The 14,216-nt window shown below is 65.1% G+C and carries 13 protein-coding genes; 5 read left to right on the top strand and 8 right to left on the bottom strand.

The features are described 5' to 3' along the window. Positions 1 to 5 precede the first annotated feature (5 nt). The 3 genes from JJC00_RS14535 to JJC00_RS14525 form a co-directional block, all read right to left on the bottom strand. Positions 6 to 1,832: a flagellar hook protein FlgE gene (locus JJC00_RS14535; protein ID WP_200473228.1), complete on the bottom strand. Its 1,827-nt coding sequence runs from the start codon at positions 1,830 to 1,832 to the stop codon at positions 6 to 8. Positions 1,833 to 2,097: 265 nt separating this feature from the next. Then, a complete protein-coding gene (msrB, locus tag JJC00_RS14530) occupies positions 2,098 to 2,610 on the bottom strand; it encodes a peptide-methionine (R)-S-oxide reductase MsrB (protein ID WP_128950827.1) in 513 nt (170 codons plus the stop codon). 87 nt (positions 2,611 to 2,697) lie between these two features. Then, positions 2,698 to 4,158, bottom strand: a complete 1,461-nt coding sequence (locus JJC00_RS14525) for an NAD(P)/FAD-dependent oxidoreductase (RefSeq protein ID WP_200473227.1) — start codon at positions 4,156 to 4,158, stop codon at positions 2,698 to 2,700. A gap of 109 nt (positions 4,159 to 4,267) precedes the next feature. Here JJC00_RS14525 and JJC00_RS14520 point away from each other — a divergent pair, with 109 nt between their 5' ends. The 3 genes from JJC00_RS14520 to JJC00_RS14510 are packed head-to-tail and all read left to right on the top strand — an operon-like array spanning position 4,268 to position 5,763. Further along, complete coding sequence (locus JJC00_RS14520; RefSeq protein ID WP_200473226.1) at positions 4,268 to 4,804, top strand: SixA phosphatase family protein; 537 nt, start codon at positions 4,268 to 4,270, stop codon at positions 4,802 to 4,804. A 56-nt stretch (positions 4,805 to 4,860) separates the two neighbouring features. After that, positions 4,861 to 5,286 (top strand): universal stress protein, encoded by a 426-nt coding sequence (locus JJC00_RS14515; protein ID WP_027534806.1) that lies wholly within the window; start codon positions 4,861 to 4,863, stop codon positions 5,284 to 5,286. A 15-nt stretch (positions 5,287 to 5,301) separates the two neighbouring features. Then, complete coding sequence (locus JJC00_RS14510; RefSeq protein WP_200473225.1) at positions 5,302 to 5,763, top strand: hypothetical protein; 462 nt, start codon at positions 5,302 to 5,304, stop codon at positions 5,761 to 5,763. Between the two features lie 883 nt (positions 5,764 to 6,646). Here JJC00_RS14510 and JJC00_RS14505 read toward each other — a convergent pair. Next, positions 6,647 to 6,883 (bottom strand): DUF1127 domain-containing protein, encoded by a 237-nt coding sequence (locus tag JJC00_RS14505; protein ID WP_200473224.1) that lies wholly within the window; start codon positions 6,881 to 6,883, stop codon positions 6,647 to 6,649. A gap of 185 nt (positions 6,884 to 7,068) precedes the next feature. On the opposite strand from JJC00_RS14505, the gene JJC00_RS14500 reads away from it, so the two are divergent. After that, positions 7,069 to 8,412 (top strand): PLP-dependent aminotransferase family protein, encoded by a 1,344-nt coding sequence (locus JJC00_RS14500; RefSeq protein WP_200473223.1) that lies wholly within the window; start codon positions 7,069 to 7,071, stop codon positions 8,410 to 8,412. A 69-nt stretch (positions 8,413 to 8,481) separates the two neighbouring features. Here JJC00_RS14500 and JJC00_RS14495 read toward each other — a convergent pair whose 3' ends face one another. Then, positions 8,482 to 9,081, bottom strand: coding sequence for a YdcF family protein (locus JJC00_RS14495; protein ID WP_200473222.1), 600 nt, complete (start codon positions 9,079 to 9,081; stop codon positions 8,482 to 8,484). 65 nt (positions 9,082 to 9,146) lie between these two features. Beyond that, positions 9,147 to 9,734 carry a hypothetical protein gene (locus JJC00_RS14490; RefSeq protein ID WP_200473221.1) on the bottom strand — a complete coding sequence of 196 codons (588 nt, stop codon included), beginning with the start codon at positions 9,732 to 9,734 and terminating at the stop codon, positions 9,147 to 9,149. Positions 9,735 to 9,794: 60 nt separating this feature from the next. Here JJC00_RS14490 and JJC00_RS14485 point away from each other — a divergent pair, with 60 nt between their 5' ends. Next, positions 9,795 to 10,229 (top strand): hypothetical protein, encoded by a 435-nt coding sequence (locus JJC00_RS14485; RefSeq protein ID WP_200473219.1) that lies wholly within the window; start codon positions 9,795 to 9,797, stop codon positions 10,227 to 10,229. Between the two features lie 3 nt (positions 10,230 to 10,232). Here JJC00_RS14485 and JJC00_RS14480 read toward each other — a convergent pair whose 3' ends face one another. Both JJC00_RS14480 and JJC00_RS14475 read right to left on the bottom strand, forming a co-directional pair. Next, complete coding sequence (locus JJC00_RS14480; RefSeq protein WP_200473218.1) at positions 10,233 to 12,632, bottom strand: bifunctional diguanylate cyclase/phosphodiesterase; 2,400 nt, start codon at positions 12,630 to 12,632, stop codon at positions 10,233 to 10,235. Between the two features lie 106 nt (positions 12,633 to 12,738). Beyond that, positions 12,739 to 14,151 (bottom strand): MFS transporter, encoded by a 1,413-nt coding sequence (locus tag JJC00_RS14475; RefSeq protein WP_200473216.1) that lies wholly within the window; start codon positions 14,149 to 14,151, stop codon positions 12,739 to 12,741. Positions 14,152 to 14,216 lie beyond the last annotated feature (65 nt).

Genomic DNA, 14,216 nt, shown 5'->3' with positions numbered 1-14,216 from the left:
ACCGATCAGCGCAACACGTTCAAGAGGTCCTGCACCATCGAATTCGCCGTCGTGATCACCTTGGTGTTGGCCGAATAGGCCTGCTGGGTCACGATCAGCTTGGTGAACTCGTCGGCGATGTCGGTGTTGGATCCCTCCAGCGACGAGCCGCTGATGGTGCCCGAGGCGCCCGCGATCGCCGGGCCCGACTGATCGGTCACGGCATAGGCGCCGCCGTCCAATGCCTTCAAATAGTTGGTGCCGTTGAAGTGCGACAGCGTTACCGAGGCGAGATCGAGGTTCTGGCCGTTGGAAAAGGTGCCGACAACGAGGCCGTTGTTGTTGACGGCGACCGAGCGGAGCTGGCCGGCGGCGTAGCCGTTCTGCGTAATTGTGTTGATGGTCACCGCGCCGCTCGTGCTCGCAAATTGCGTCAGCCCGCCCGAGGAGATGTTGAAGGCGACCGAGCCGAGCGATTGGCCGCTCACGCCGACGTTGTTGATGGTGATGCCCGAGCCGCTCGGCGAGGTGAGCGAGCCGTCACTGGCGAAGGCGAAGGTCTGGCCAGTGTTCACCCAGGCCGGCTGCGTGCTGGTGGTCGCACTGGGGTCGGTCTGGTAGAACAGGTTCCAGGTATCGCTGTGTGTGGGGCCCAGGGCGGAACTGTCGGTCTTGGCCCAGCGCAACTGCAGATTCACGGGCGTACCGGCCGCGTTGTAGGCCGTCACCGCGCCGCCGCTGATCGATTCCTTGGTGAAGGTGGCGACGTCGCTGCCCATCACCACACCGGTTGCGGTCATGCCGGTGCCACGTGCCTGGGTCACCGGGCTCGTCAATCCGAGCGCGGAGAATGCGGGCGCCGTGCTTGTGATGCTGAGATCCTGCGCCGTGCCCGTATGGAATGTGATCTTGCCGTTCGAGGCGTTGATGGACGGCGCTACGCCCGTGGCGGTGCCGATCGCCGTTAGCAGGTTGCCGACGGTGTCGTCGGCGCGAACGTGCGTCGCGTCCTGCAGGCCGGTGCCCGCCGCAGTAATCGTGATTGTCGTCGCAGGCGAACTACCGACGATGATGGTGTCACCGGCCGCGAAGCTCGTTGTCAGCGAGTCGCTCGGCGCGGTGCCCGACAATTTCGTCGCACCGGTGATCGGACCGGGCACACTGTTGTTGGCACCCGCACTCGTGATGGTGGCGTCCGTGCGCGGAGGCGGACTGCCGATCGGCAGGGGGTTCGACGCAAGGAAGTCAGTCGGATCGAGACCGCCATTGGCCAGCAGCGTGTGGCTCGCCGCGGTCGAGCTCGCCACCGTGTTCGGCGTGGTCGGCAGGTTCGCCGCATACTGGATCGAGGTCGTCGCCTGCGCCGGGACGAAATTGTTCTGGAATTGCAGCACCGTCGGCACGCTGCCGGTCGGATTGCCGGTCTTCGGGTCGACCGCAACGCCCATCAAATAGTAGCCGGCGCCGTTGACGAGATTGCCGTTGGCATTGACCTGGAAGTCGCCGCGGCGGGTGTAGTAGTTAACGCCGTCGAACACCGGCACGTTGTCGACGACGCCGGTCGCCTTCTGCACCGAGAAGAAGCCATCGCCCGTGATCGCCATGTTGGTGGCGACACTGGAGCCCGAGATCGTGCCCTGCGTGGTGATGGTTGCCTGGGCATGCGCGGTGACGCCGCCGGCGACCTGCTTGTTGGGCACCGAGGAGTCGGGGATGAGATCCTCGAAGCTGGTTCCGATGCCCTTGTAAGCGGTGGTGGATGAGTTCGCGATGTTGCCCGAAATGTTCTGAAGCGCGTAGGACTGCGCCTGCAGGCCACCCACCGAGGTGTTCATTGCATCGAAGATACCCATAACTTTGTCTCCAAATCCGATCTCGGCGGCCGGCAGACCCGTGGCCGCAGTCGGAGGAGACGTCGCAAGGCCTATGCCAATGCGGGTATTCTCAGAAAATCAATGACTTAAATAGACATGCCCCGGTCGGATGACCGGGGCACAATTGCCGGGCCGGCAACAATTGCCGGGATGCATGGTCGTTACGGGGCGATGCGAAGCATCGAACCCCTCGAGAATCCGGATTCGATGCTCGCGCATCGCTCCGGAACGACTCCAGCGAGCTTTACGTCGCCGACGGCGCCGCGGGGTGGAACACCAGCCCGAAACCGTCGATGCAATAGCGCAATCCGGTCGGCTTCGGACCGTCGTCGAAGACATGGCCGAGATGGCCGCCGCAGCGCCGGCAATGCACCTCGGTGCGCACCATGCCGAAGGTGCGGTCCTCGGTTTTGCCGACATTGCCCTCGATCGGCTGGTAGAAGCTCGGCCAGCCCGTGCCGCTCTCGAACTTGGTCTCCGAGGCAAACAGCGGCAGGTCGCAGCCGGCGCAGGCGAAGGTGCCCTTGCGGTGCTCGTTCAGCAGCGGGCTGGAGCCCGGGCGCTCGGTGCCTTCCTTGCGGAGGATCTCATATTGCTGCGGGGTGAGCTGGGCCCGCCACTCGGCGTCGGTTTTCTCGATCTCGAACTTCTGCGCGGCTTTCTCTCCAGCCTCGGCCGGCGTTGCTCTCAGCCAGCGGAAGGCCGAAAGGCCGAACAGGCCGGCGACGGTCGTCAACAGGATGCGGCGGTCAAACATCTCATTCTCCGTGCGCAGGAAATCCACGCCCTGAGATACGGGCTCTAACGGCCGATGTTACACTTCCAGGCGGGATTTTTCTCGGGCTTATTGCGAGACACCGTGCTCCTGGGGGGCTGGTTCCGCCTCCTGCGTCGCAGCCGGCTGCGGCGCCGAGGCCACCCGCGGCCGAACCCCGGGCGGCGGACGGCGCGGACCGGTGCCGGCGGCCCGGTTGGCCTCGGCCAACCGGGCCTCGCGTTCCCTGTCCTTGATCCGTGCCCGCTCGCGGTAGCGGGCGAGCGAGCCCGCGGCGGCGGAACTCGCCCTGCCCCAGATGCCGACCAACTGGCCCGCGACCCGTCCGGTGGTGCCGCCCGCCCAGACCAGCTCGAACGGCGAGAACAGCTTCCAGCGATCGTCGCCCCACAGGATGCTGCGCGCGATCAGCTGCCCGGCCATGGCGGACGTGTTCATGCCCTGGCGGCCGAACCCGCTCGCCACCCACAGGCCTTTGCGCAACTGGCCGATCTGCGGCATGCCGTGCACGGTCCGGCCGGTGGCGCCGCCAAACGTCTCAGTGATCTCGACATTGCCGAGCTCTGGGAAGATCGACCGGATCCGCCGCCCGACGCTTCCTGCAAAGCGCTGCGGCCGCGCGGCCCAGGTGGTCTCCGGGCTCTCCCACATCAGGCGATCGCCATCGACGATGCGGAAATGATCGACGCCGTCGGAATCCATCACCGATCCCTTGAAACCGATGATCTCGTGCACGCGCTCGCCGAGCGGCGCGGTGATGCCGGCATAGCGCCAGACCGGCAGCAGCGTCTCCGACAAGCGCCGTAACGGCGCGCCGAGATGGATGTTGCCGGCGAGCACGATATGCGTGGCGCGCAGCCGCGCCGACGGCGTCACGATGCGCTTGCGGATACCGGAATGATCGATGCTGACGACCGGCGTATCCTCGAAGATGCGGGCACCGGCCCGCCGCGCCAGCGCCGCCAGGCCGTGCACATATTTGCGGCCATCGACCTGGAACGCCCTGGGATAGTACACGCCGTGGAAGTAACGATCGGTCTTGAGCGCCTCACGAACGCGATCGACTTGCCAGCCCTCGGCCTCGGTGTCGAAATCCTCGTTCAGCATTTGGAGCCGGCTGATCAGCCGGTCGCCGGCATCGACATTGGAGACCTCAAGCACCCCGTCGGAAAGTCCAATGCCCGGCATGTTCTCTTCGGTGGCATTGGACCGGACGAACTCGGCGCCTTCCTTCGAGAGCGTCCACAATTCGCTGGCGTCCCCGAAACCAATGCGCTCGATCAGCTCGGTGAGCGGCAGCGCGAAGCCCGGCATCACGGTGCCGAGCTGGTTGCCGGAGGCGTTCCAGCCGACATGGCGGCCCTCAAGCACCGCGACGCTGGCCCCGAGCCGGGCCGCCTCCAGCGCAATGGAGAGGCCGGCAACCCCCGCCCCGATCACGCAAATGTCGGCGTCGAGATCGAACGACAGCCGCGCACGTTCACGAAAGCCGGCTTCTTCCTGGGACACGCTTGTGAAAGTCTCGCTCATGTCGTTTTGTCAACGGAGCGATCTTCTTAAAGGACCAATCGGGCGCTTGTCACCTTGTCCTCAACCGGCGCCTGTAGATTATTCTGGACTGGAACGATTCGAGAATGCCATGCGCCGTTTGATGCTGCTGCGTCACGCCAAGACCGAGACCGACGCGCCGAGCGGCCGCGACCAGGACCGTCGGCTCGCCGACCGCGGCCAGCGGGATGCCGCCGAGATGGGCGACTGGATCGCCACCCATCGGCCCGCTCCCGATGCCGTGCTGGTGTCGCATGCCGTCCGCGCCCGGCAGACCTGGGACATCGCCTGGGACGCCATGAAGGACCGCGTCGCAGCGCCTGAGGTCGAGATCCTGCCGGAACTCTATGGTGCCGATCCCGCGCAGATCCTCGAAACCATTCGCACTGCAACCGCCGCGGCCAATCCCAAGCGCTTGCTGCTGGTCGGGCACAATCCGGGTATGCACGAGGCCGCACTGATGCTGATGAGCAGCGACGATCCGGCCGGCGCCAAGGCGCTCGCCGACAATCTTCCTACCGCGGGACTTGCGGTCCTCGATTTTGACGTCAAGGATTGGGGTGACGTGGCCTACCGCCGCGGCAAACTGGTGCTGTTCGTCAGCCCCAAGTTGCTTCGACTGCGATGAGACGCGCGGGTGCCGTCTCGACCGGTTGATCCAGCTTGGTCACTAGGGAGGCGCAGATGTTCAAGTCCATTCTCGTGCCCATCGACCTCGCCGACACCGATCTGGCAAAGCCTGCGATCGCGACCGCGACAACGCTGTCGCAGAACTGGAGCGGATCGGTCCGGCTGCTCAACGTGCTGCCGATGACGCCGGTGATGCTCGCCGAATATGTCCCTGCCGACTTCGACGAACAGCAGCGCCAGACCTCGGAAGAGGCGCTCGCCATCGTCGCGCGCGAATCCGGGATCGAGCCGTCCCACATCTCCAGCGTGGTGCGCCAGGGCGGCATCTATCACGAGATCCTGGAGGAAGCCGCGCACATGAAGGCCGATCTGATCGTCATGACCTCGCACCGGCCTGCGATGCGCACCTATTTCCTCGGCTCGAACGCCGGGCATGTGGTGCGCTATGCCAAGTGCTCGGTGCTGGTGGTGCGGCACTAAACTCGGAGCAATGTCGTGAAGCAATGGTGGCGGAGATGGACCTACGAGGTCCCGCTCGCGATTGGCGAAGCGTTGTGGGAGGTGCTGGTCGTGCAGCTGGCCGCGCTGCTGGACAGGCTGACGGTGCGGAAGGTCATCGCCTTCATCCCTGTCGTCATCCTCATCGGCGCCTACTATCACAGCATCCCGATTCCACCGGAGCTGATGCTGATCGGCGATTTCCTCGCCTATATCGACATCTTCTCGGTGCTGTTCCTGGTCGGCGTGCTCAGTCGCGTCACGACGATCCTGTTCGTCGTCAAACAGGCGGCGGCGCGCATCGCCTCGCTCGCAGGCCACCTCGTCACACATCTGCAGCGCCTCGATGTCAGGCATCGGCGCCAGCGTGGCGCTCCGACGCGGCCTCGCCGCAAACCCGACAAGTCCGAGGACGATCGCGCTTATGGCAGCGCGTGGGGCCAGGTCGCGCTGGCTTGACGTTCCGGTCTCGTAGGGTGGATTAGACGACGGCTGCGCGAAGCGCAGTCGCCGGCGTAATCCACCAAAGCTGTCACCGCTGAGACAAACAGTGGTGGGTTACGCCTGCGGCTAACCCACCCTACACAGCTATTGCTTGCGTTGCCCGACGGGCAAAACACGCCATCCCTTGGTCGATACTGATCATCGAAAATATTCCACTTTACCGAAATTCGGAAACGACGTATGTTTCGCTCATTCCGGCCCAAGGAAGAGGGGCGTATCGCGATCGTCACGAACGCGGGCCGGATGGCGGTGGACGTGGATTACATCGGCGCGAAGAGATTTGCAGGGCGGGCAACCGTGAGCGAAGACCTCGCGCGCACGACCGGTGTGATCGGCGTACGGCGAAATCGTGTGGTCCTGACGCCCGGGGTCTGTGCGTCAAGGCTCGTGGTGATGCGTGTGGCTCAACCGGGCCCTCGTGTCAGTCATCTGCGAGACGACGGGGGCAATAGTGCATCGCTCCCCGGGGAGAGCACGACATAAGCCGTCAAACCACTGCGCAGGGAAGGCCGGATGTCACGGCTTCACCTGTATGCCGCTGTGCAGCCTCTTGTAGCGCAACCATCGCACAGTGGACCGCGGGTGCCAGCCAGCACCCGGTCTTCCCTGCGCCCTTTTCAATTGAGGGTGAGGCGACGGCCAAAGCTCGGGTGAGATGCGCCGCGAGGATGCGAAGCTGTGTTCGCGAGGCCGTAGGATGGGTAGAGCACTTGCGAAACCCATCATGTTTCCGCGTGGAAGAAGCGTTGATGGGTTTCGCTTTCGCTCTACCCATCCTACGACTACTGCGCAGCAGCGTAAGAACGCTGCAGCGCGTCCGGGACACAGGCAGAGAGACTCACAGATACCGCGTCAGCTCGGCTTTGAACTCTCCGTACACCGCGTCCTCGATCTGGCTGCGGTTGATCCCGATGTCGCGCAGCGCGCGGTCGTCGAGCTCGTTCAGCGTCTTGACGGCGGAGCGGCGCTCCAGGCGGTCGAACAGCGCATAGGCGGCGTTGACGAGCGTGGCAAAAAATCCGCTCGACGAGGATGGGCGTAAACTCCGCCCGGCAGTTTGCGAGATCGTGGTCATGTTTCTTCTCCGGCCTTTGGTCCTGCGCGGCGAAGCGGATGCCGTTGGCGCAAATGCCTGGGCATCTGCACCTCATTTGCCGTCGGATTGCTCTCGCTCTCCTCGGCTCAATCGCGGACCTTGATGGAACTTAAATGCTCCAGTACATTGCTCGGAGCAAGAAAAACATTGCTCTCGGTGCAATAATGTCCAAGTTCGAGTACGTGAAGCTTGCGGATGCCATTGCCGCAGATATCTCTAAAGGCACGTTAAGACCCGGCGACCGGCTGCCGCCGCAGCGCAATTTTGCCTATGACCGTGGCATTGCGGTCTCGACGGCGAGTCGGGTCTATACGGAGCTGTTGCGCCGCGGCCTCGTGGTCGGCGAGGTCGGCCGCGGCACCTTCATCTCCGGCGACATCAGGCGCGAGGTCGAGACCCTCACCGAACCGCACGATGCGCGCATCGATTTCGAGGTCAATTATCCGCTGCTGCCGCAGCAATGGGCGATGATCGCCAAGAGCCTCGCAGGGCTCGAACGCGTCGATGCACTCGAAGCCGTGCTGCGCTCGTCGACCAGCACCGGCACCAAGAGCGCACGCAACGCGGCCGCCGCCTACCTCGCGCGGAAGGATTTCACGCCGCAGGCCGAGCAGATCCTGTTCACCGCCAATGGCAAGCAATCGCTCGCGGCCGCGCTCGCAGCGCTCGTACCGACCGGCGGCCGTTGCGGTGTCGAGGCGCTCAGCTACCCCTACGTCAAGAGCATCGCCGCGCGGCTCGGCATCACGCTGGTGCCGATCCCGATGGACGATTTTGGCGCGCGGCCCGACGCGATCCAGAAGGCGCATCGCGAAGCGCATCTGTCGGCGCTGTATCTCCAGCCGATCATCCAGAATCCGCTCGGCGTCACCATGAACGCAACGCGGCGCGCCGACATCATGCGCGTCGCCGAGAAGCTCGATCTCACCATCATCGAGGACGCCGTCTACGGATTCCTCGCCGACGACACGCCGCTGGCGGCGCTCGGGCCGGACCGCTGCATCGTGCTCGACAGCCTCTCAAAGAAAGTCGCGCCGGGTCTTGCGCTCGGCATCCTCGTCGCTCCCCCGCACTTGCGCGAGAGCGTGATGAGCGCGGTCCGCACCGGCGGCTGGATCGCCTCGGGCCACGCGCTCGCGTCCGGCCAGCGATTGATGGCCGACGGCACCGTCGCCGAGCTGACACGGCTCAAGCGCATCGACGCCGCGCGCCGCCAGCAGACCGCGGCACGACTGCTCGCGGGCTACCAGATCGCCGCCGATCCGCGCTCCTATCATCTCTGGCTGACGTTGCCGCCGCACTGGCGCTCGCAGACATTCGTTGCCGCCGCGTCGCGGCGCGGCATCGCGCTGACGCCGTCATCGACTTTCGCGGTCGCGCATGGCCATGCCCCGAACGCGGTGCGGCTGGCGCTCGCCCCGCCCTCGTTCGAGCAGCTCGATTCCGGCCTGCGCACCATCGTGTCGCTGCTCGGCACCAAGGAGGAAGATTTCGATTCGACGGAGTAACCAAAGCGTTTTCGAGCGAAGTGGATCCTGGTTCGCGTGAAGAAAACGCGTCAAAACAAGAATCCTCCCTCAGGCCTCCGGCCATTCCGCGATAAACCCCTTCGCCTTGTACGGCTCGATCTTGTCCCATTCGTGCAGGACACGGCGGCGAAATTCGGCGGCGGTATGCCAGAGCGTGCGCGGCGTCGCAAAACTGTCGACGGTAAGCAGCAGCTTCGTCACCTCGGGCCAGTGCCGGTGCAGCGTCATCGGATAGCGCCGCGCGGTCCAGGTGTTGCCGAGGCAGATCACGCTGCGGATATGGTGCAGTCCCAGCGCAGCATCGATGATCGGCAGCGAGAAGATCACGTTCTCGCCCGTGTTCATCGCGCGATGCTCCTCGAGGATCCGATCCGCCGGAATGCCCGCATCAACCATTGCCGCCTTGATGATCGTGCACTCGGATTGCTCCGAGCCGGGCGTCACGCCGCCGCTGACAATCGACCAGCGGAAATAGCCCTCGCGCCACAGCCGCGCGGCGGTCGCGGCGCGCAGCGCAACGTCCTCGCGGGTGCCGAACAGAAACAGCAAATCGGCCGGCTGGAGCGGCGTATCGATGAGATGGGTGCGATTGATCTCGGCGATCTCGTCCGCCGTCGGCAGGCGCGTGCTGCGATCCGTGACTGTCATCGCGGCACGATGCGGGACCGGCGCGCGGCTGCGAAGTCAATTTTGGTTGCGGCCGATTGCAAGCGCTAGGGCAGCAAGGACCGAGGCAGCCGATCAAAACCGTAGCTGCGCGGCTGGTTGCGCCGGACGAAGCCGCCGACCTGCCAGGCGAACAGCGCGGCGAAGCCGAGGATGAACAGCACGCCGGCGAATTCGCCGATCATCAGCGCGCGGATCAACAGCCCGGCCATAGCCACGGCCAGCATCGCCAGGAATGCCAGCACCGCCGCATAGGTTTTGCGGCCGAGGCCGGCGGTCAGCTCGGCCCGGCTGCCGGCCTTCGCCATCCGCGCGTGCAGCTCGACGAGAAAATCGCGAAACCCGCGGTCCTGCGGCGCCATCAGCGCTGCGGTCTGCCAGCTCGTCGACAGGATCGCAATGCGACCGCCACTGGCACGGCTGACATCCGCGCGAAAGCGGTGCTGCTGCATCGAGACCGGGCGGAACGACAGCCTGACAGCACTGATCTCATCGTAGCGCCAGACGCCGGAGCGGCCGGCGATGTGCCAGGACAATCCCTCATCGGTCAGCTCGAAGCGATGTGCCGAGCCGATCAGCGACGCCTTGTAGGCATAGCTCGTGACCGGGGCGCCTCGCCCATCCGAAACCTGCATCTGTCAATCCCGTCCGCGATCCGCTTGCGCGATCGCCCTCCCCCATCCTACAAGCGGGGCATGGCTGAGACGATCTATTTTCCGCGCCGCCTGATTCTCGGGGCCGCCATAGTCTCGGGCGTGCTGCTCGCGCTCGCCGTGCATATGTTGGGTGCGCGCTACGGGCTCGACCTCGGCGGCCTCTGGCGCTCGGACACGCATGAGTTCATGCCGACCGGTGCTGCGATCGCCTGGTGGCTGATTGCGACCGTCGGATTCTCCGGCGGCTATTTCACGGCGACATTGATGCAGAGCGCGGTCGACGGCCAGATCCCGCACCGGATGCGGCAGTTCCTGATCGCAGTCGGCGTGCTCCTGCTTGCGGGTGCTGGCCAGGCCGCCTCGGCGCCGAGCGCTGTCCCGACATTCGCAGGCGTGCTGGCCGCCCTCGCGGCGCTGTGTCTCGGCGCCGTGATGGCGTTTTGCGGCGCGCATTTCGCGCTGCGCCGCGGGTAGCAATTAGGCCGAGGCGAGCAGGCGCGGCCGTTCCAACATCATCGCAACGTCGCAAGCAGGCCGGGGCTGGCTGAACAGATAGCCTTGCGCCTGGGTGCAGCCTTCACGGCGAAGCAACTCGAGCTGCGCGTCATTCTCGACGCCCTCCGCCGTGGTGACGATGCCGAGGCTGCGGCCGAGGCCGGTCACGGCGCGGATGATCGCCACCGAATCTTCGCGCGTGGCGAGCTCGGACACGAAGGAACGGTCGATCTTGATCTTGTCGAACGGGAAGCTGCGCAAGTAACTCAGCGACGAATAGCCGGTGCCGAAATCGTCGAGCGAGATCCGCACACCCATGGCGCGCAGGTCGTGCAGCGTGGTCAGCGTCGCCTCGCTGTTCTGGAGCAGCACGGATTCGGTGATCTCGAGCTCGAGGCGGCGCGCCGCGAGCCCTGATTTCTCCAGTGCATCGGTCACCGACGCGATCAGGTTTGGATTCTTGAACTGTACCGGCGAGAGGTTGACGGCGACGCCGATGTCATCCGGCCAGGTCGCGGCATCCGCACAGGCACTGTGCAGCACCAGCTCACCGAGCTGGATGATGAGACCAGTCTCCTCGGCAAGTGGAATGAAGTTGATGGGCGAGATCAGGCCGCGCTGCGGGTGGTTCCAGCGCAGCAGTGCCTCGAAGACGACCACGCGATCGCTCGCGACGTCGCGGATAGGCTGGTAGTACGGCTGGAATTCGTCGCGCTGGAGCGCCGCCCGCATGTCCATTTCCAGCAGGCGCCGCGCCTGTGCGCGCGCGTCCATGCCGGTCTCGAAGAAGCGATAGGTGCCGCGGCCGTCCGCCTTGGCGCGGTACAGCGCGAGGTCGGCGTTTTTCAACAGCGCGTCGGGATTGCTGCCGTCCTGCGGCGACAGCGAGATGCCGATCGAGACGCCGATCACGATTTGATGGTTGTCGATCTCGTAAGGCGCGGAGATCACCTCGACGAGGCGGCCGGCGAGCGCCCGCGCGGCAGCCTCCTCCGAGCGGCCGATCTGGACCACGGCGAACTCGTCGCCGCCAAGGCGGGCCACGGTGTCGTGCTCGCCGACAGTGGCCTTCAGCCTGCGGCCGACCTCCTTCAGCAGTGCGTCGCCGATGGGATGGCCGAGCGAGTCGTTGATGTCCTTGAAATGGTCGAGGTCGAGACAGAGCACCGCGAGCTGGTCGTTGGCACCCGCCCGGCGCAATCCCTGTTCGAGCTCCTCGTGGAACAGCACGCGGTTCGGCAGATTGGTGAGCGCGTCATGGCGTGCCATGTGCGAGATCTTGGCCTGCGCGTCCAGCCATTCGGTGATGTCCTCGAAGGTGGCGACCCAGCCGCCGCCCTGCATCGGCTGGTTGACGACGCGGATCGAGCGGTCGAACCGGCGGACAACATCAGTTGTCGTACGCCCCTCCCGGGCATCCTCGACCAGGCGTGCAAAAAATTGTTCGGGCTCGCCATTCCACTGCCCTTTCGCCGCCTCCTCGCGGAGAATGTCGAGCAGGACGCGGCCGGTGAGCTGCATGTCGGAGCGGCGGACCATCGCCGCATAGCGTTCGTTGAACAGGATGATCTTGCCTTCGGCATCGAACATGCACAATCCCTGCGACATGTTCTCGAGTGCTGTGTCCAGCACGACCTGCTGGCGTCCGATCTCGCCCTTGGCGCGACGGTCGAGCACGGCCGCGGTAAGCGCAATGACGAGAATGGCCGCGGCCGCGCTTGCGGTCAGAATGGACAGCGACTGCGGCGGGATCGAAAGACCGCTGATCACAAGCGTGGGATCGGGCGTCAATTCCAGCGCGCCCATCGCAGTGAAATGGTGAGAGACGATGGCGATCGTCAACAGGATCATCGCAGCAAGCGCGTTGGACGGGCTATCGCCTCGCCCCGCGACGTGCAAGGCGGCCGATCCAAAGAGGATGCCGAGCAAGATCGATACCGTCACGGTCCCCGCGGTCCAGCCGACATGGGCAGGTATCTCGAACGCCATCATGCCGGTATAATGCATCGCGGCCACGCCTGCGCCGACGACGGCGCCACCGACCGCGACCAGACCCCCGCGCGTCGTCGAAGCCGATATGCTGAGACCGATGAAGGTGACTGCGATCGCAAAGATCAGCGACAGGACCGTTACGGGGATGTTGTAGGCGCCACCGGCGCCCGGCCCATAGGCCTGCATCGCGATGAAATGGGTTGCCCAGATACCGCAACCGGCGACGACAGCATCGAGCATGATCCAGACCAGGCGAGCCGACCCGCTCGCCGCACGCGCGCGGTGAAACAGGCTGATTGCCGCCGCGCTGGCGAGCAAACACACCACCCCGCCAAGTGCGACCAGACGCCAATCATGCTGGTCCGTGAGACAAAACAGAACTTGATACATTGCCGGCCTCTATTCCCATCGGGCACTAGAACCGGCAGAAGTGGACAGTCGGTAACCGGCTGTCTGCCGGTTACCCGAATGGTGAACAGGGAATGTGCGCGGTTACTCACATTGTTCGCCCGCGCGTTCGTGCACCAATCCCAATAGTCGCAGCCGCAAGTAGCAGGACAGCGGCTGAGATAACCAGCGCGAGATGCAAGCCCTGCATGAATGCGCCTTCGCCGCCGACCAACGAACCGAACAACGCAACGCCAAGGACGCTGCCGGTCTGCCGCGTCGCGTTGAGCACACCCGCAGCGATACCGGAACGCGCCTTCTCGACGCTACCGAGCAAGGTCGAGGTGAGAGGCGGCACCAGGAGACCAAGCCCACCGCTGATCGCGATCATCTGCGCGAAGATTGCCCAATAGCTCGTCCCCGCCTCGATCCAGACCAGACCAAGACAGCCAAGCGCCGAGATGCAGGCGCCGACGACGATAGTCGGGCACGGGCCGATACGCTCGGCGAGGCGCGGCGCCAGCAGATTGACCGGCAGCACCGCGCCCATCATCGGCACGAAGGCGAGCCCGGTCCACCAGGCCGACAGGCCGTTGATGCGCTGGAAGTAGAGGCTGAGCACGAAGATCAGGCCGTAGATCGCGATGTTGACGAGGAGGCCGACGACCGTGGTCAGGGTAAACAGCCGGTGACTGAACAAGGACAGCGGAAGCATCGGCTGCGACGTGCGGCTCTCGCGCCAGACGAACAGCGTGGCGAGGACCGCGGCCGCCGCGAAGGCCGAAAGCACGAGCGAATGCTGCCAGCCAAGCTCGCCGCCCTCGATGATCGCGCCCGCGAGGGCTCCGAGCGCGCCGATGGCAGCAAACTGGCCGGGCAGATCAATCTCGCGCGAGCGCGCCCGCGTGGTCTCCACCGCATACCGCCAGCTCAGCCACAGACCAGCGAGGCCGATCGGCAGATTGACGAGGAAGATCGCGCGCCAGCCAACCAGCGTGATCAGCGCACCGCCGACGAAGGGACCGGCGGTCAGCGCCAGGCTCGCGCCCGCGGCCCAGACCGCGACGGCACGGCCGCGCGCGCGGTCGTCCGTATAGGTGTGGTTCAGCAGCGCCAGCGAATTGGGCACGAGGATCGCCGCCGCCAGCCCCTGGACCAGCCGCGCGCCGATCAACATGATGGCGTGGGGAGACAGCGCGCAGGCCAGCGAGGCCGCGGTGAAGAGCGCAAACCCCGCCATGAAGATACGCTTGGCGCCGATCCGGTCGCCGAGTGCGCCGGCCGTCAGGATGAAGGCGGCAAAGGCGATGGTGTAGGCGCTGACGACCCATTGCAACTCGGCAACGCCGCCGCCGAGCGACTTGCCCATGGCGTCGAGCGCGGTGTTGACGATGGTGACGTCGAGCTGCACCACGCCATAGCCGAGGCTCATTGCAGCCAGCGTCAGAGCGGACGCAGCTTGCGCGCCTCGCACGTTCCACTCTTTCGAAAACGAGTGCAGCTGAAGATATTCTGCCGGCATGATCCACCTCGATGTTTGCGGGGTGAACGCCATCAATACGCTTTCGTTGCGTGATCATGCTTCGG

It is taken from the genome of Bradyrhizobium diazoefficiens, from assembly GCF_016616885.1.
GTDB lineage: Bacteria > Pseudomonadota > Alphaproteobacteria > Rhizobiales > Xanthobacteraceae > Bradyrhizobium > Bradyrhizobium diazoefficiens_F.
Note: the sequence above shows the minus strand (reverse complement) of the source record. Positions and strands in the feature narration are given on the sequence as shown.

Bases quoted from the DNA above. Each gene is read 5' to 3' on its own strand.
- JJC00_RS14520 (WP_200473226.1), top strand. From the start codon at position 4,268: ATGCGCCGTTTGATGCTGCTGCGTCACGCCAAGACCGAGACCGACGCG.
- msrB (WP_128950827.1), bottom strand. From the start codon at position 2,610: ATGTTTGACCGCCGCATCCTGTTGACGACCGTCGCCGGCCTGTTCGGC.
- JJC00_RS14495 (WP_200473222.1), bottom strand. From the start codon at position 9,081: ATGACAGTCACGGATCGCAGCACGCGCCTGCCGACGGCGGACGAGATC.
- JJC00_RS14535 (WP_200473228.1), bottom strand. From the start codon at position 1,832: ATGGGTATCTTCGATGCAATGAACACCTCGGTGGGTGGCCTGCAGGCG.
- JJC00_RS14480 (WP_200473218.1), bottom strand. From the start codon at position 12,632: ATGTATCAAGTTCTGTTTTGTCTCACGGACCAGCATGATTGGCGTCTG.
- JJC00_RS14525 (WP_200473227.1), bottom strand. From the start codon at position 4,158: ATGAGCGAGACTTTCACAAGCGTGTCCCAGGAAGAAGCCGGCTTTCGT.
- JJC00_RS14505 (WP_200473224.1), bottom strand. From the start codon at position 6,883: ATGACCACGATCTCGCAAACTGCCGGGCGGAGTTTACGCCCATCCTCG.
- JJC00_RS14490 (WP_200473221.1), bottom strand. From the start codon at position 9,734: ATGCAGGTTTCGGATGGGCGAGGCGCCCCGGTCACGAGCTATGCCTAC.
- JJC00_RS14485 (WP_200473219.1), top strand. From the start codon at position 9,795: ATGGCTGAGACGATCTATTTTCCGCGCCGCCTGATTCTCGGGGCCGCC.
- JJC00_RS14515 (WP_027534806.1), top strand. From the start codon at position 4,861: ATGTTCAAGTCCATTCTCGTGCCCATCGACCTCGCCGACACCGATCTG.
- JJC00_RS14500 (WP_200473223.1), top strand. From the start codon at position 7,069: ATGTCCAAGTTCGAGTACGTGAAGCTTGCGGATGCCATTGCCGCAGAT.
- JJC00_RS14475 (WP_200473216.1), bottom strand. From the start codon at position 14,151: ATGCCGGCAGAATATCTTCAGCTGCACTCGTTTTCGAAAGAGTGGAAC.